At 38.7% G+C, this 17,260-nt stretch carries 18 protein-coding genes and 1 pseudogene; 18 read left to right on the top strand and 1 reads right to left on the bottom strand.

Annotation, left to right across the window (positions count from 1 at the left end; genetic code table 11):
- The first annotated feature begins 2 nt into the window (after positions 1-2).
- Positions 3-1,766 (top strand): glycerophosphoryl diester phosphodiesterase membrane domain-containing protein, encoded by a 1,764-nt coding sequence (locus EJF26_RS03200; protein WP_000801699.1) that lies wholly within the window; start codon positions 3-5, stop codon positions 1,764-1,766.
- A gap of 47 nt (positions 1,767-1,813) precedes the next feature.
- On the opposite strand, the gene EJF26_RS03195 is transcribed toward EJF26_RS03200, so the two are convergent.
- Positions 1,814-2,113 carry a YbaB/EbfC family nucleoid-associated protein gene (locus EJF26_RS03195; RefSeq protein WP_000981527.1) on the bottom strand — a complete coding sequence of 100 codons (300 nt, stop codon included), beginning with the start codon at positions 2,111-2,113 and terminating at the stop codon, positions 1,814-1,816.
- Between the two features lie 187 nt (positions 2,114-2,300).
- On the opposite strand from EJF26_RS03195, the gene efeO reads away from it, so the two are divergent.
- From efeO to EJF26_RS03110, 17 genes and pseudogenes are all read left to right on the top strand, one after another.
- On the top strand, positions 2,301-3,173 hold the full coding sequence (gene efeO, locus EJF26_RS03190; protein ID WP_000733096.1) for an iron uptake system protein EfeO: 873 nt from the start codon (positions 2,301-2,303) through the stop codon (positions 3,171-3,173).
- A 5-nt stretch (positions 3,174-3,178) separates the two neighbouring features.
- A pseudogene (gene efeB / locus EJF26_RS03185) lies at positions 3,179-4,393 on the top strand (iron uptake transporter deferrochelatase/peroxidase subunit).
- Positions 4,368-6,056 carry an FTR1 family iron permease gene (locus EJF26_RS03180; RefSeq protein WP_000252111.1) on the top strand — a complete coding sequence of 563 codons (1,689 nt, stop codon included), beginning with the start codon at positions 4,368-4,370 and terminating at the stop codon, positions 6,054-6,056. The pseudogene efeB and the gene EJF26_RS03180 overlap by 26 nt, the downstream one beginning before the upstream one ends.
- A complete protein-coding gene (tatC, locus tag EJF26_RS03175) occupies positions 6,057-6,788 on the top strand; it encodes a twin-arginine translocase subunit TatC (RefSeq protein ID WP_000338946.1) in 732 nt (243 codons plus the stop codon).
- Complete coding sequence (locus EJF26_RS03170; protein ID WP_000512109.1) at positions 6,772-6,942, top strand: twin-arginine translocase TatA/TatE family subunit; 171 nt, start codon at positions 6,772-6,774, stop codon at positions 6,940-6,942. Before tatC ends, EJF26_RS03170 begins: the two co-directional genes overlap by 17 nt.
- A gap of 364 nt (positions 6,943-7,306) precedes the next feature.
- The gene (locus EJF26_RS03165) at positions 7,307-8,014 is read left to right on the top strand and encodes an IspD/TarI family cytidylyltransferase (protein WP_000638512.1); all 708 of its coding nucleotides are present in this window, start codon (positions 7,307-7,309) and stop codon (positions 8,012-8,014) included.
- Positions 8,015-8,018: 4 nt separating this feature from the next.
- Positions 8,019-9,041 carry a ribitol-5-phosphate dehydrogenase gene (locus EJF26_RS03160; RefSeq protein ID WP_000609901.1) on the top strand — a complete coding sequence of 341 codons (1,023 nt, stop codon included), beginning with the start codon at positions 8,019-8,021 and terminating at the stop codon, positions 9,039-9,041.
- Positions 9,042-9,057: 16 nt separating this feature from the next.
- Positions 9,058-9,915 (top strand): phosphotransferase family protein, encoded by an 858-nt coding sequence (locus tag EJF26_RS03155; RefSeq protein ID WP_000413080.1) that lies wholly within the window; start codon positions 9,058-9,060, stop codon positions 9,913-9,915.
- A gap of 1 nt (position 9,916) precedes the next feature.
- A complete protein-coding gene (locus EJF26_RS03150) occupies positions 9,917-10,795 on the top strand; it encodes a DMT family transporter (RefSeq protein WP_000791826.1) in 879 nt (292 codons plus the stop codon).
- A gap of 11 nt (positions 10,796-10,806) precedes the next feature.
- Positions 10,807-11,496: a sugar phosphate nucleotidyltransferase gene (locus EJF26_RS03145; RefSeq protein ID WP_000643948.1), complete on the top strand. Its 690-nt coding sequence runs from the start codon at positions 10,807-10,809 to the stop codon at positions 11,494-11,496.
- Positions 11,497-11,713: 217 nt separating this feature from the next.
- Complete coding sequence (locus tag EJF26_RS03140; protein ID WP_000521968.1) at positions 11,714-12,190, top strand: PTS sugar transporter subunit IIA; 477 nt, start codon at positions 11,714-11,716, stop codon at positions 12,188-12,190.
- Positions 12,191-12,227: 37 nt separating this feature from the next.
- Complete coding sequence (locus tag EJF26_RS03135) at positions 12,228-12,533, top strand: PTS sugar transporter subunit IIB (protein WP_000590551.1); 306 nt, start codon at positions 12,228-12,230, stop codon at positions 12,531-12,533.
- 44 nt (positions 12,534-12,577) lie between these two features.
- The gene (locus EJF26_RS03130) at positions 12,578-14,053 is read left to right on the top strand and encodes a PTS galactitol transporter subunit IIC (RefSeq protein ID WP_000382509.1); all 1,476 of its coding nucleotides are present in this window, start codon (positions 12,578-12,580) and stop codon (positions 14,051-14,053) included.
- A gap of 107 nt (positions 14,054-14,160) precedes the next feature.
- Positions 14,161-15,057 (top strand): aldose 1-epimerase family protein, encoded by an 897-nt coding sequence (locus EJF26_RS03125; RefSeq protein ID WP_000234157.1) that lies wholly within the window; start codon positions 14,161-14,163, stop codon positions 15,055-15,057.
- Between the two features lie 290 nt (positions 15,058-15,347).
- Entirely contained in the window at positions 15,348-15,773 is a 426-nt protein-coding gene (gene lacA / locus EJF26_RS03120) for a galactose-6-phosphate isomerase subunit LacA (protein ID WP_000029277.1), read from the top strand.
- Positions 15,774-15,803: 30 nt separating this feature from the next.
- On the top strand, positions 15,804-16,319 hold the full coding sequence (lacB, locus tag EJF26_RS03115; protein WP_001216908.1) for a galactose-6-phosphate isomerase subunit LacB: 516 nt from the start codon (positions 15,804-15,806) through the stop codon (positions 16,317-16,319).
- A gap of 10 nt (positions 16,320-16,329) precedes the next feature.
- Entirely contained in the window at positions 16,330-17,259 is a 930-nt protein-coding gene (locus tag EJF26_RS03110; RefSeq protein WP_000604258.1) for a tagatose-6-phosphate kinase, read from the top strand.
- Position 17,260 lies beyond the last annotated feature (1 nt).

The following is a 17,260-nucleotide window of genomic DNA, read 5'->3' as shown; positions in this document are numbered from 1 at the left end:
TTATGAAACCTGAAAAACCTAAAAAACTAGGTTTTAGGAAAATTTACCTCAACCTAGATAAAGTTCTCTTCCTCTTTTTCTTAATTTTCATGATGGTGGAATATCTGTGGTTACCTCTCAATTCTTTTCTTGCTGGTCTTTTACTAAGCCAGACGGGCTATTTGTTTATTTCTTACAATAATATTTTTGCTATTATCACGAGTTCTCCTTTAATCAGCCTGGCCTTTCTCGTCTTGATTGTAATCAATCTTTTGGTGGCCTATTTCCAGATTTGCCTCCTCTTTATTGGGGCGCGTCACCTTCTCTACCACGAAAAGAGAACCTTGATTGAGTACAGTCGCAAAGTTTTCCAGCAAAGTTTTCTGTTCATGAAACGCTTGAGCTTCTGTAAGATGGCCTTTGTCTTCTTCTACGTAGCCATGCTCTTTCCTTTCATCAGGAAAATTTTAAAAATTTATTACTTAAATAAAATCGTTATTCCAGACTTTATCGTAACTTATCTGGAAGACAAGTACTGGCTAGTAGGTTTGATGATTTTTGCATCTGCTTGGATTTTGCTCTATGTGTCTGTCCGACTCATGTTTGTCCTTCCAAAGATTCTCTTTGAAAAGAAGACTGTGAGAGAGGGAGTAAAATTTAGTCTGCAAAAGACAAAAAAACAAGTTCTCTTTTATGCTTGGAACTTGCTACTCATTATTATTAAAACCTATCTCTTTTTCTTCCTCCTCTTGACTCCCTTGCTAATGGGACAGATTGTAATTGACAATTTAACACAGAAAGAATCACTGATTCTTGGAGTTATCAACTTTGTCCTGATAAAGAACATCCACTATATGGCGTTGACCTATTTCCTTGTTAAGTTTGTTTCCTTTTTGACAGGTGAGGAACTGGAGATTATGCCAAGAAGAAAAAAAGACCATTTGATGAGATGGGGAGTTATGGGCTGCGCTAGTATCTTTTTTGCGCTGGAAGGTTATATCTATCTGGAAGCTCCTGTGACAAATACCCCTTTAGTCATTTCACATAGGGGCGTTTCAAATAAAAATGGTGTACAAAACACTGTACAGTCTTTGGAAAAAACAGCGCAACTGAAACCAGATTTGATTGAAATGGATGTACAGGAGACCAAAGATGGTCAGTTTGTGATGATGCATGACGCCAATCTTAAGAACTTAGCAGGTATCAACGCTAATCCTCAAGACTTGACTCTAGAGGAGTTGACAGGGTTAGATATTTCTGAAAATGGCTATCGAACCAAGATATCTAGTTTTGATGACTATCTCAATCGCGCGAATGAACTTCATCAAAGATTGTTGATTGAAATCAAAACCAGTAAAAAAGACAGTCCACAAATGATGGAACGTTTTCTGGAGAAGTATGGCTCTATTATCAAGCAGTATGGTCATCAGATGCAATCACTAGACTATCATGTGATTGACCAAGTTTTGAAATATGATTCGACTATTCCAGCTTATTTCATCTTGCCTTATAATAGTATTTTCCCAAAAACCAAGGCAACTGGCTATACCATGGAGTATTCAACATTGGATGAATATTTTGTTACTAAACTTTGGTATACAGAACAAAAGCTTTACGTATGGACCATCAATAGCTCTGACGCACTTGATAAATCGTTGCAGTTGTCAGTGGATGGGATGATTACAGATGACACGGAGATGCTACAGGAGACTTTAGCAGCAGCTCAGGAAGATCCAGAATACACCGATCTCCTTTTGAAAAAAGCTACGGAGTTCTTTAATTTCTAACAGAGAAAAAAAGGAGAAGTGAACCTTCCTCCTTTTTCTGTAGGTGATTAGAATGGTAATTTTCCAGCGAAAGCACCTAGTTTTTTCTTAGTCGTTTCGTCGATTTGTTCTAGAGCAGCGTTGATGGCTTGAACGGTCATATCAGACAAGGTTTCTAGATCTTCTGGATCTACAACTGCTGGACTGAAGTCAATACTAACAACTTTTTTATCTCCAGTTAAGGTCGCTTGGACAAGGTCTTGAGCAGATTTTCCAACAAATTGCATAGCAGCGAGTTCTGCTTGACTTTGTTCCATTTGTTTTTGAAGTTTTTGTGCTTGGCGCATCATGTTTTGCATGTTCATCATAGTGATTTACAGTTTCCTTTTTCTATTATTTTCTTTTTTTATTTTATCAATTTTAGGGGTAAAAGTCTATTATTAGTTTTAGATAGCTAATATTAAATTTTCTGACAATTTGTTGAAAAACTAAGGAAAGGATGTTATAATGGAACGTAAAATAAATTCAGGCTTTCTGAACCAATAGGAGTAAATAATGAAAAAACTAGGTGTTGTCCTTTTATCTTCTGCTTTGCTATTGACAGCATGTGCAGTCCGTTTTGAAAAATCAACCGAGACAAGTGATTCATCTAAGGTGACAGGTTTATCAGATGACAAACAAAAATTGCTTGATAAGGCAACCGCAGATTATAAGACCTTTGTCCAAGGACAAATTGATAAACTCTTAACAGATACAGAAGGCTTTGTCCAGCTTTTGAAAGACGGAAAACTGGAGGAAGCCAAGAAAGCTTATCCACTTGTTCGTATGGCTTATGAACGTTCAGAACCAATCGCTGAGAGTTTTGGTGAGTCAGATGTCAAGATTGACTTCCGTTTAGCAGACTATATGGACGAAAACAAGACTGAGGAAGGTTGGTCAGGTTTCCACCGTATCGAGCGTATCCTTTGGGAAGAAAACACAACTAAAGGAACTGAAAGTTATGGCGATCAATTAGTCAATGATATCAAAGAATTGAAGGCTAAGATTGCAACTGTGGATGTGGACTACAAGGTTATGTTGACTGGAGCAGTTGACTTGCTCAATGAAGTAGCGACAAGCAAAATTACAGGTGAAGAGGAAATTTATTCTCACACAGACTTGTATGACTTCCGTGCCAATATCGAAGGTGCTGAGAAGATTTTCCAACTCTTTAAACCTTTACTAGAAAAATCAGATGCTGATTTAGTTAAAGAATTAGAAGCTGATTTCAAATCTGTTAATAGTTTGTTGGACAAACATATGACGGACAAGGAGCACTACAAACTTTATACAGACTTAACAAAGGAAGACACCAAAGAATTGGCTGAAGCCGTGACAAAACTTGGTGAACCTCTATCACAAATGGGTAAATTTCTTGATGGAGAATAAGCAGTATGACTAAGAAAGACGAAAATTTTTTTGAGAAAAAAATGGACCGTCGAGAATTTCTAAAAAAAGCGGGTATTGGAGGTGCTGGACTAGCACTTGGTCTCTCTGGTGCCTCCGCTTTTTTAGCGCCTAAGCTAGACAAACAGGAAAAAATCTCGTACGGTAATGAAAAGATTGACTTTTATGGGAAACACCAAGCGGGTATCACGACCCCTATGCAGAAGAATATCTATTTTGTTGTCCTAGATTTGCATACGATAGATAAAGATAAGATTATCCAGCTTTTTAAGGATTGGACAGATTATAGTAGCAAGTTGGTAGAAGGAGAATTGGTCAAAAAAGATGGTCAGAATGCTCTCTTGCCACCTAGTGACACTGGAGAAACCGTGGGGCTAAATCCTCATCGTTTAACGCTGACTTTTGGTGTGTCTGCTAGTTTCCTAAAAAAGATGAAATTAGAGCAAAAGCGTCCTCAACTTTTTAGGGATTTTCCACCCTTTCCAAAGGAGCAACTGCGTGAAAAATATACTGGGGGAGATATTGTTATCCAAGCCTGTGCAGATGACGAGCAGGTTGCTTTTCATGCTATTCGCAACCTCATTCGTAAAGGGAGAAATGCAGTGACCCTCCGTTGGAGCCAATCTGGATTTGCTGCTATTGGGGATCGTATGGAGACACCACGCAACCTTTTTGGTTTCAAAGATGGAACAGCCAATGTGACCAAAGAAAAGGATTTTGATCGTGTTGTCTGGGCCGACAGCAAGGACTGAATGGAAAATGGATCCTATATGGCTGTTCGCCGCATCCAGATGTTTCTCGATACCTGGGATCGAACCAATCTTGAAGAGCAAGAAAATACCTTTGGTCGTTATAAGGAAAGTGGCGCCCCTTTTGGGAAGAAGAATGAGTTTGATGAAGTAGATTTGAGTCTGTTGCCAGATGATTCGCATGTTCGATTAGCCAAAGAGGTAGAGAAGCCACTCTTACGACGATCTTATTCATACTCGGATGGAATTGATGATAAGACTGGACAATTTGACACGGGATTACTCTTTATTTCTTTCCAAAAGGATCCAGATAATTTTGTCAAGGTTCAAACCAACCTCGGAGCTACAGACAAGATGAATGAGTATGTAACCCACATTGGTAGCGGTCTTTTTGCCTGCTTTGGTGGAGTAGAGAAAGGAGGCTATATTGGTCAGAAATTATTGGAAGACTAACATTTGTTTCTTGGCTTTGTCTTTTCTCTTGTTAGCTAGTTCTCCTGTCGGTGCGAAGGAAAGTCTGAGTTCTTATTTTGTAAAGATTACCGATGCCTCTCAGGCTGTAAAAAATGGAAATCAGGCAGAAGCCAAGGCCCTAGTTAGAGAAATGGCGATGGATTTTGAAACAGTAGAACATGCTGATTCGGATGCTGGAAAGGCTGTCAAGGAGAAACTTGCTCTGTCAGGGGAGATTAGTGAAGAAAATCTGACACAAATCTCTTCTGCCCTTCTAGCTTTTGAAAAAGAACAAAATCCAATAGATCTGAATGCGGAGAAGGAAAAACTTGTCAGTCGCTTAAGACCACGTTTTGAGACTTTGGATAAGGCAGTTTCTTCCAAAGATATAGAGCAAGTCCGAGAAGCCTATAAAAAAATGAATTCAACTTGGACACTCAATGAAAGTGTCGTCCGCGATAACAGTACAGCTCATTATGGTCAAGTAGAAACAGCTATTTCTTTCTTACGGAGTAGCATTGAAACAGAGCCGACAGATTATAATGCAATTCAGTCTTCTTTTAATGACTTAAAAACTGCCATCGATAACTTCGTGGCTGGTAAAGAAGTGGCGACAAGTTCCTCTAATCTAAGTCTCAAAGACGGTATTGCCCTTTTGAAGAAGGCTTTGGAACAATTCCAAGCTGGTGACCAAGCATCAGGAGCAGCTAGTATGAAGGAATTCATCACTATCTGGCCAACGATTGAGGGTTCTGTTAGCACGACCAATCCTTCCCTCTACACCCGAGTCGAAAGCGAAAGTCCTGTAATCATGGTCAAGGGAAGTGAGAAGGAATATCAAGAAAAATTAGAAAAACTGATTGCGGATTTATCTCAAATTGATACGACTGCAAGCTACAATGCTTTTGATGCCATGCTCATTCTCTTACGTGAAGGAGTAGAGGCCCTCTTAATCGTCATGGCCTTGGTCACAACATTAAAAGCAGCCAAGATGCGTAAAGGGCTCAAGTGGGTATACGGTGGGGCCCTAACAGGTATCGTTGCGAGTCTAGTGATTGCATTTATACTACAAATTGCCTTTCCAGCTGTAACATCAGGGGCCAATCGTGAAATCATCGAAGGATCCGTTGGTATTTTTGCAGTAGTGATGATGATTTTGATCGGTATCTGGCTTCATAGCAAGTCCTCTGTCAAAAAATGGAATGACTTTATGGATTCGCAGATGAAAACGGTGACCAAAACAGGTTCATTCATTTCCATGTTTGCTCTTAGTTTTCTAGCTGTTTTTCGTGAAGGGGCAGAGACCATTCTATTTTACGTAGGTATTTTACCGAGAATATCTCGTTTTGAGTTTATCCTTGGTATTTCTCTAGCTTTGTTAGTCTTGCTGATTATTGCATTTCTGATGAACAAGGCGAGTCAATTCTTCCTACCTCATAAGGTCTTTTTCTTACTGACGTGGATGATTTATGCTCTTGCCTTCAAGATGCTAGGTGTTAGCGTACATGCTCTCCAGCTGACCAATATGGCACCTAACCACTTATTGACTGGTTTCCCTACTATCGACCTCTTGGGCATCTATCCAAGTTGGGAAGGTTTAGGAAGTCAGCTAGTCTTTTTGCTAATTGTTTTGGCTGTCACATTGAGACAGGGTGAAAAGTAGATGGATGCAAAAGAATTGACAATCATTGAACATCTGGTAGAATTTAGAAAGAGATTCATTGCTGTTATAGTCTGCTTTTTTATAGTTTTCTGCGGAGCTTTATTGTTTGCAGATCAGCTTTACTACTATCTAACTCAGTCCTTTAATCAAAAGTTGATTGTATTAGGTCCAAATGATATTCTGTGGATTTATTTGCGCTTGGCGAGTCTGATGTCCTTTACCATTACGCTACCTTTTACAGTTTATCAGATTTGGAGTTTTGTCAAACCAGGGCTGAAAATCGAAGAAGCAAGAGCAATCTTTGCCTATATTCCAGCTAGTTTTATTTGCTTTCTACTTGGACTAGCCTTTGGATTCTACTTTGTAACGCCTGCCTTACTTCAAGTGCTATTAGGACTTGGCGAAGGATTATTTGAAACTCAATTAACAGCGCAGAACTACTTAGACTTTGTTTTTCAAACAACTATTCCTTTGGCATTCATCTTTGAATTGCCAGTCATCATCGCTTTTTTAACGTCGATCGGCTTGATTGGACCAGGTCTCTTAGTTACCTATAGACGTTATGCCTACTTTATTTTATTGGTACTAGCTGTTATTTTGACACCAGCTGATTTTATTAGCGATCTAGCCATGACAATTCCTTTAATCTCGCTCTATGAGCTTAGTATTGTAATTAGCAAGAGGATAATAAAGAAAAAAATGAAAGGAGAAAAGAATGGGAATCTTACGTGATATCGGTGCTCCAGGATTGATTATCATCGTTCTAGGTGCACTCTTAATCTTTGGACCAAAACGTTTACCAGAACTGGGTGAATCAATCGGTAAAATGCTGTCTGAGTTTAAAAAGGCAGTTAAAGGAGCTGGTGACCAAGATCAGGAAAACTAATCTATTCCATCATCATGCATAAAAACAAGAAAGTTAGGAACTGTAGCTGTCTAGGTCTAGGTGAGCAGTTTCCTAGCTTTTTATTGTATTCTAAAAAATGTGTTTAAGCTTTCTTTAAGGTTTCTATTATATTCTAAAGAACTCTATATTAACCGAACGTTAAATGGAGGATTTAGAGGATAATCTATTTTTCTTTCTTAATTTGTTATGATCTTTTCAGATTTATTTGCATATTGTTCACTTTTCGGTCGAAATAGTGTGTTAATTCAACTAAATGACGCTCTATCTTTTCTTCATGATAACGATAGATTGTGATATAATAGATGGTAATGAGTTTTTTAGAATAAACTAAAGGAGAATATAAATGATCTATGCAGGGATCCTAGCCGGGGGAACTGGCACACGCATGGGAATTAGTAATTTACCAAAGCAATTCTTAGAATTAGGTGATCGTCCTATTTTGATCCACACAATTGAAAAATTTGTCTTGGAGCCAAGCATTGAAAAAATTGTAGTTGGAGTTCATGGAGATTGGGTTTCACACGCTGAGGACCTGGTTGACAAGTATCTTTCTCTTCACAAGGATCGTATCATCATTACCAAGGGTGGTGCTGATCGCAATAGCAGTATTAAGAAAATTATTGAAGCCATTGATGCCTACCGTCCAATTACTTCAGAAGATATCGTGATTACCCACGACTCTGTTCGTCCATTTATCACGCTCCGCATGATTCAGGACAATATCAAGCTTGCTCAAGATCATGATGCAGTTGACACAGTAGTAGAAGCTGTTGATACCATTGTTGAAAGTACCAATGGTCAGTTTATCACTGATATTCCAAATCGTGCTCACCTCTATCAAGGTCAAACACCTCAAACCTTCCGCTGTAAGGATTTCATGGATTTGTATGCTTCCCTATCTGATCAAGAAAAGGAAATCCTAACGGATGCATGTAAGATTTTTGTTATCAAAGGGAAAGACGTTGCCTTAGCCAAAGGCGAATACTCAAACCTTAAAATCACAACTGTAACAGACTTGAAAATCGCGAAAAGCATGATTGAGAAAGACTAAGGCTATGATTAATCAAATTTATCAACTGACAAAACCAAAGTTTATCAATGTAAAATATCAAGAAGAGGACATTGATCAGGAGAATCATATCCTGATTCGTCCAAATTATATGGCGGTTTGTCATGCGGATCAACGTTACTATCAAGGGAAACGCGATCCAAAGATATTGGCTAAAAAACTCCCTATGGCTATGATTCACGAATCTTGTGGAACTGTTATTTCCGATCCAACTGGGACTTATGAAGTCGGTCAAAAGGTAGTTATGATTCCAAATCAACCGCCTATGCAGAGTGACAAAGAGTTCTACGAAAACTACATGACAGGAACCTACTTCCTATCTAGTGGTTATGATGGCTTTATGAGAGAATTTGTCTCTCTTCCAAAAGACCGAGTCGTTTCTTATAATGATATCGAAGATACAGTTGCTGCCATCACCGAGTTTGTAAGTGTCGGTATGCATGCTATGGATCGATTCCTGCATCTTGCTCATAGCAAGAGAGAGCGCATTGCTGTTATCGGAGATGGTAGTTTGGCCTTTGTGGTTGCAAATATTATCAATTATACCTTGCCAGAAGCAGAGATTATCGTGATTGGACGCCATTGGGAAAAATTGGAGCTCTTCTCTTTTGCAAAAGAGTGCTACATCACGGATAATATCCCAGAGGATTTGACCTTTGATCATGGGTTTGAGTGTTGCGGTGGCGATGGTACAGGCCCAGCTATCAATGACTTGATTCGCTATATTCGTCCACAGGGAACGATTCTCATGATGGGAGTAAGTGAATACAAGGTTAATATCAATACACGAGATGCTTTGGAAAAAGGATTGTTATTAGTAGGCTCATCTCGTTCAGGACGCGTCGATTTTGAGAAGGCCATTCAAATGATGGAAGTTAAAAAGTTTGCGAATCGTCTGAAGAATATCCTTTATGTTGAAGAGCCTGTGAGAGAAATCAAGGACATTCACCGTGTCTTTGCTACAGACCTTAATACTGCTTTTAAAACAGTATTTAAGTGGGAAGTGTAGAAGATGGAGGTTAATTGTGGAGAAACTCATCAAAGAAAAAATTTCTTCTTTACTATCTGATGAAGAGGAAGTACTCAGTGTTGAACAGCTGGGAGGCATGACCAACCAAAACTATTTGGTCAAAACAACCAACAAACCCTATATTGTTAAGTTTTTCGGAAAAGGAACTGAAAAGCTCATCAATCGTCAAGATGAAAAATACAATCTTGAATTGTTGAAAGATTTGAATCTAGATGTCAAGAATTATCTTTTTGATATTGAGTCAGGAATCAAGGTAAATGAGTACATTGATTCTGCCACAACGCTTGATTCCACTTCAATCAAGACCAAGTTTGAAAAGATTGCACCAATTTTACAAACCATTCACTCTTCAGGAAAAGAGCTAAGAGGAGAGTTTGCTCCTTTTGAGGAAATCAAAAAATATGAATCCTTAATTGAGGGAAATATCCTTTACGCTAATTATGAAGCTGTAAGAAAAGATGTATTTTCACTAGAGAAAAGGTTGGCTGATTTGGGTGTTGACAGAAAGTCTTGTCATATCGACTTGGTACCAGAAAACTTTATCGAGTCACCCCAAGGACGCATGTATTTGATCGACTGGGAATACTCTTCTATGAATGATCCGATGTGGGATTTGGCAGCTCTCTTTTTGGAGTCTGAATTTACAAATCAGGAAGAAGAAGATTTCCTAACCTACTATGAGAGTGACAAAACTCCAGTATCTCGTGAAAAGATTCGAATCTATAAAATTTTACAAGATACTATCTGGAGTTTGTGGACAGTGTACAAAGAAGATCAAGGCGCTGACTTTGGAGATTATGGTGTGAGTCGTTACCAAAGAGCGGTTGACGGTTTGACCTATTATGGGGGTTAGGATGAAGAATAAAAATGGTGTTTCTTTTGGTCTGTTCTCAGGTATCTTCTGGGGGCTAGGTCTGACAATCAGTGCTTATATCTTTTCAATTTTTACAAATCTTTCCCCCTTTGTGGTGGCAGCGGCACATGACTTCTTGAGTATCTTTATTTTATTAGCTTTTCTCTTGATTAGAGAAGGAAAAGTTCGCTTGTCAATCTTTCTAAATATTCGGAATGTCAGTGTTATTATCGGAGCCTTGCTAGCTGGACCAATAGGAATGCAGGCCAATCTTTATGCAGTTAAGTATATCGGTAGTTCTCTTGCGTCTTCAGTATCAGCCATCTATCCAGCCGTTTCTGTTTTACTAGCATTTTTCATTTTGAAACACAAGGTATCTAAGAATACTGTGTTTGGTATTTTTTTGATTATCGCTGGTATTATTGCCCAGACTTACAAAGTTGAGCAGGTTAATTCTTTTTATATCGGAATTCTTTGTGCATTAGTTTGCGCCATCGCTTGGGGAAGTGAAAGCGTTCTTAGTTCCTACGCCATGGAAAGTGACTTGAGTGAAATTGAAGCACTATTAATCCGCCAAGTAACCTCATTCTTGTCATATCTTGTCATTGTCCTCTTTTCTCATCATTCATTTGCAGAAGTAGCAGATGGGCAATTGCTCGGTTTGATGTTAGTCTTTGCAGCATGTAATATGATTTCATACTTAGCCTACTACATTGCTATCAACCGTTTACAACCTGCAAAAGCAACTGGTTTGAACGTAAGCTATGTCGTATGGACAGTATTGTTCTCAGCAGTGCTTTTAGGTACACCACTCGATATGGTGACCATTGTTACATCGCTTGTTGTCATGGCTGGTGTTTATATTATTATTAAAGAATAAAGGAGAATAGCGTGAAAGCAATTATCTTGGCAGCGGGGTTGGGAACTCGTCTGCGCCCTATGACTGAAAATACCCCTAAAGCCTTGGTTAAGGTCAATCAAAAACCTTTGGTAGAATACCAAATTGAGTTTTTGAAAGAGCGAGGAATTGATGAGATTATTATTGTTGTTGGCTACCTCAAAGAACAATTCGACTACCTAAAAGAAAAATATGGTGTTCGTTTAGTCTTTAACGATAAGTATGCCGATTACAACAATTTTTACTCACTTTATCTCGTTAAAGAAGACTTAGCTAACAGCTATGTTATTGATGCGGATAACTATCTTTTCAAAAATATGTTTAGAAACGATCTTAAACGTTCGACCTATTTCAGTGTTTATCGTGAAGACTGTGAGAATGAATGGTTCTTGGTTTACGGTGATGACTATAAAGTTGAAGACATCATCGTTGATAGCAAGGCTGGTCGTATTCTGAGCGGCGTATCATTCTGGGATGCTCCAACTGCAGAAAAAATTGTTGGTTTTATTGACAAAGCATACGCAAGCGGCGAATTTGTTGATCTCTATTGGGATAACATGGTTAAGGATAATATCAAAGAATTAGATGTGTATGTTGAAGAATTAGAAGGCAACAGCATCTATGAAATCGATAGTGTTAAGGACTATCAAAAGCTAGAAGAAATTTTATCTTCCATTAACTAAATAACATTAGAATTAGTAACAAAAAGACCCATTTTGGTCTTTTTTTGTTTGAAATGCACGAAAATAGAATTTAAAAAGATTGTTTGATAATGATTGTAATTAATTAACAAAACACAATCAACAAAAAAGAAACAAAATAAAACAAAAAGTATTGACAACGATTTCATATAGTGTTATACTTATAACGTAAAAGTTAATTGAAAGAAGGGAAAATGTTATGGGATTAGATCATTTCTTTGACAAAGACCTCGTGTTTTGCTTAGAAGCGGATAATCAAGAACAACTCTTTGATCAGGTAGCAACCTTATTGGAAGAACGAAAAATCGTGACTCCAACTTATCGTGAAGCCTTGATCACGCGTGAAAAGTCATTTCCGACTGGCTTAGATATGGAATTTCTGGGAAAGGACTTGCCAAACGTAGCGATTCCTCATACAGATATTGTTCATAATCTGGCTGAGAAAGTAGTGGTTGTTCGATTAGAGAAACCAGTAACTTTTCACAATATGATTGCTCCTGATAAGGAAGTGGAAGTATCTCTACTCTTCTTTATCATAAACAACTCAAGTTCGAGTCAAACCAACATTCTTGCTCAGTTAATGGACTTCTTTACAGGAAATGGACATCTGGAAGATTTATCAAAAATTTCCGAACCAGAAAAACTTTATGCTTACATTGCTGAAGCAACAGCTTAAATCGTACATTATAAAAAATAAATCGGAGGAAATCCAAATGATTAAAATTCTCGCTGCCTGCGGTGCAGGTGTTAACTCAAGTCATCAAATCAAAAGTGCTCTTGAAGAAGAACTTTCAAACCGTGGTTACGATGTTCACTGTGATGCAGTTATGGTGAAAGATGTAAACGAAGACCTTATCAAGGGCTACGATATCTTTACACCAATCGCTGCAACAGATCTTGGTTTTGAACCAGGTATTCCAGTTATTGAAGCTGGACCAATCTTGTTCCGTATTCCAGCGATGAGCGCTCCAGTATTTGACAATATTGAGGCAGCTATCAAAGAACACGGACTAAGTTAATTATTATTTTGTAAGATTCCATAAAAATAAAGGGAGGAACTATTATGGATGTCATTATCGAACTAGCCAATAAGATTTTCAAGCCAGTCTTGGAAATGGGTGGTCCTATCATCATGCTGATCATCTTGACAGTATTGGCTCTACTTTTTGGAGTGAAATTCTCCAAAGCGCTTGAAGGTGGTATCAAACTTGCCATCGCACTTACTGGTATCGGTGCTATCATCGGTATGCTCAACGGAGCTTTCTCAGCATCTCTTGCGAAATTCGTTGAAAACACTGGTATCCAATTGAATATCACTGACGTTGGTTGGGCACCACTTGCTACGATCACTTGGGGATCTGCTTGGACACTTTACTTCTTGCTTGTGATGTTGATTGTCAACGTTGTGATGCTTGCAATGAAGAAAACGGACACACTTGACGTCGATATCTTTGATATCTGGCACTTGTCAATCACTGGTCTTTTGATCAAATGGTATGCAGACAACAATGGAGTTAGCCAAGGGGTTTCACTCTTCATCGCAACTGCTGCAGTTGTCCTTGTAGGTGTTTTGAAAATCATCAACTCTGACTTGATGAAACCAACTTTCGATGACCTTCTTAACGCACCAAGTTCATCACCAATGACTTCAACTCACATGAACTACATGATGAACCCAGTTATCATGGTCTTGGATAAAATCTTCGATAAAGTATTGCCAGGTCTTGATAAATATGACTTTGACGCTGCAAAATTGAACAAGAAAATCGGTTTCTGGGGATCAAAATTCTTCATTGGTTTCATTCTTGGTATCGTTATTGGTTTGATGGGAACTCCACACCCAGTTGCTGGTGTAGAAGGAGCTGATAAATGGGAACTTGTTATTAAAGGTTGGTTGAGCCTTGGTTTGACTGCCGGTGTCTGCTTGGAGCTCTTCTCACTTATCGGATCTTGGTTCATCGCAGCCGTAGAACCACTTTCACAAGGTATCACAAACGTTGCTACTAAACGTCTTCAAGGACGTAAATTCAACATCGGTCTTGACTGGCCTTTCATCGCTGGTCGTGCTGAAATCTGGGCTTGTGCCAACGTACTTGCTCCAATCATGCTAGTAGAAGCTGTGCTTCTTTCAAACGTAGGAAATGGTATCTTGCCTCTTGCAGGTATCATCGCCATGGGTGTAACTCCAGCTCTCTTGGTTGTTACTCGTGGTAAATTGCTCCGTATGATCATCTTTGGAACACTCTTGTTGCCACTCTTCCTTCTTTCAGGTACTCTTATCGCTCCATTTGCAACTGAACTTGCTAAAGGTGTAGGTGCCTTCCCAGAAGGTGTGAGCCAAACTCAATTGATCACTCACTCAACTCTTGAAGGACCAATCGAAAAACTATTTGGTTGGGCAATCGGTAATGCTACAACAGGTGATATTAAAGCAATCCTTGGTGCAGCAGCCTTCCTTGTATTCTATGTAGGTATCTTTGCTTGGTATAGAAAACAAATGATCAAACGTAATGAAGAATACGCAGCAAATGCTAAATAATTCGCTCCTATAAAATGTAAATTGTGAAAACTAGGTTGCCAATTTCCGACATTGGGAGTGGCAACCTAGTTTTTTATATAAAGATCTAAAAATAGTTGGAGAACATTATGGTAATTGAAATCAAATCAGACCAGTTAACGGTCCAGTTTAAAACCTTAGGTGGCGCCTTGTCGTCGATCAAGGATCGAGAAGGCATTGAGTATCTGTGGCAAGGAGATGCCACTTACTGGAGTGGACAGGCGCCAGTACTTTTTCCAATCTGTGGTTCTTTGAGAGAAGACACAGCCTTCTATAGCCACGAAAATGGAACAGAAACAAAAGGAAACATTCCTCGTCATGGTTTGGTCCGTAAAAAAGAATTTGACTTAGTTGATCAAACAGAAAACAGCGTAACCTTTGCTATCGAAGATGATGAGAATACTTATCAAAACTATCCTTATCATTTCCGTCTTGAAATCACTTATCTAGTGACCGGCAAGACTGTTCGTACTCAATACAAAGTCTTTAATAAAGAAACGAATAAAGTAATGCCATTCTTTATAGGAGGTCATCCAGGATTTAATTGTCCTCTACTCGATGATGAAGTCTATGAAGATTACTATTTAGAGTTTGAGAAAGAAGAGACTTGCTCTGTTCCACGTCCTTTCCCAGAAACAGGAATGTTAGACTTCCAGGATAGAAGTCCATGGCTAGAGGGGCAAAAAGTATTAGACCTTTGCTATGATTTGTTTAGTATAGATGCAGTGACTTTGGATGAGTTGCAATCTAAAACAATTGCCCTTCGTTCTCGTAAGCATGAGAAGGGATTAAAAGTACACTTCCAAGAGTTCTCAAATCTCATCATTTGGTCAACTTTGAATAAGGGACCATTCATTGCGTTTGAACCTTGGTCAGGTTTATCAACTTCACTTGAAGAAGGAAATCATCTAGAAGATAAGAAAAACGTTCGTCTCTTAGGACCAGGCAAAGTTGATCAGATTGGTTTTGATATTGAAATCTTTTAAATAAAAAATAAAACACAAAAACAAACATTAACTGTTGACTTTTTCCAAAAATAGGAGTATATTATGTTTGTAAGCAACAAATGATGTTTGTAACAAACAAATAATCACTTGTTATATTCTCTTTCGCGGAGAAAGATTGTTTCTAGGAAATTGATTTCCTGTATTTGGATAAGGTGTTATTCATCTCATTCAATCAAATTTGTCAATAAACTGCTAGAAAGTCTTTTGTAGGTAAACTGCTAGCTATAAAAGTCTTTACTGGCCTAGAATAATAAAAAGGAGTATACAATATGTCTATTGTTATCGGTGCAGATGCTGCAGGTTTAAGATTGAAAGAAGTTGTGAAAGACTTCCTGGAAAAAGAAAACTTCCACGTAGTGGATGTTACAGCAGAAGGCCAAGACTTTGTCGATGTGACTCTTGCTGTTGCTGCAGAAGTAAACAAAGAAGAACAAAATCTTGGTATCGTGATTGACGCTTATGGTGCTGGTCCTTTCATGGTCGCAACTAAAATCAAAGGAATGGTTGCTGCAGAAGTTTCAGATGAACGTTCAGCTTATATGACTCGTGGACACAACAACTCACGTATGATCACTATGGGTGCACAACTTGTTGGTGACGAATTGGCCAAAAACATTGCTAAAGGTTTTGTTAATGGTAAATACGACGGTGGACGTCATCAGATTCGTGTCGACATGTTGAACAAAATGTGTTAATTAGATTACAGTAAGAAAGGTAAGATAAAAATGAGAATTGCAATTGGATGTGACCACATCGTAACAGATGAAAAAATGGCGGTTTCAGAATTTTTGAAATCAAAAGGATATGAAGTCATCGACTTTGGTACATATGACCACACACGTACTCACTACCCAATCTTTGGTAAAAAAGTTGGTGAAGCCGTTACAAGCGGTCAAGCTGATCTTGGGGTATGTATCTGTGGTACTGGTGTTGGTATCAACAACGCTGTAAATAAAGTTCCTGGTGTCCGTTCTGCCTTGGTTCGTGATATGACAACAGCTCTTTATGCTAAAGAAGAACTCAATGCCAACGTTATTGGTTTTGGTGGTAAGATTACTGGTGAATTGCTTATGTGCGATATCATTGAAGCTTTCATCAATGCTGAATACAAACCATCTGAAGAAAACAAAAAATTGATTGCGAAAATCGAGCATGTTGAAACTCACAATGCTCATCAAGCAGATGCAAACTTCTTTACAGAATTCCTTGAAAAATGGGATCGCGGTGAATACCACGACTAAGAGGTGACGCATGATTTTAACAGTCACAATGAATCCATCCATTGATATTTCTTATCCTTTGGATGAATTGAAAATTGACACTGTCAACCGTGTGGTGGACGTGACCAAGACAGCTGGTGGTAAAGGGCTCAATGTTACACGAGTTCTTTCAGAATTTGGTGATTCTGTTGCTGCTACTGGTTTGGTCGGTGGTAAACTTGGTGAGTTTTTGGTTGAAAATATCGATAATCAAGTAAAGAAAGATTTCTTCTCCATTCAGGGAGAAACTCGTAACTGTATCGCTATTCTCCACGGAGACAACCAAACAGAAATCCTTGAAAAAGGACCCGAAGTTCTGGAACAAGAAGGGCAAGATTTCTTGGCTCATTTCGAAAATCTTCTTGACACTGTGGAAGTAGTAGCTATCTCAGGTAGTCTGCCAGCAGGTCTTCCAGTTGACTACTATGCAAGCTTGGTAGAACTTGCTAATCGCGCAGGAAAATCAGTTGTTCTGGACTGCTCAGGTGCAGCTCTTCAGGCGGTCCTTGAATCACCACACAAACCAACAGTTATCAAACCAAATAATGAAGAATTGTCTCAGCTTCTTGGGAAAGAAGTTTCAGAAGATTTGGATGAATTAAAGGAAGTTCTTCAAGAGCCTCTATTTGCAGGGATTGGGTGGATTATCGTTTCACTTGGTGCAAATGGTGCTTTTGCAAAACATGGGGATACTTTCTATAAAGTAGATATTCCTAGAATTCAGGTAGTCAATCCTGTTGGATCTGGTGACTCTACTGTGGCAGGGATTTCCTCAGGACTTCTTCATAGGGAATCGGATGCAGAACTCCTCATCAAGGCCAATGTCCTTGGTATGCTTAACGCTCAAGAAAAAATGACAGGTCATGTGAATATGGCTAACTATCAAGGTCTATACGACCAACTAATCGTAAAAGAGGTATAAA

Origin of the sequence: Streptococcus oralis subsp. dentisani (genome assembly GCF_007475365.1) — a bacterium.
GTDB classification, from domain to species: domain Bacteria; phylum Bacillota; class Bacilli; order Lactobacillales; family Streptococcaceae; genus Streptococcus; species Streptococcus mitis_AX.
This window is presented reverse-complemented; position numbering and strand designations above follow the sequence as displayed.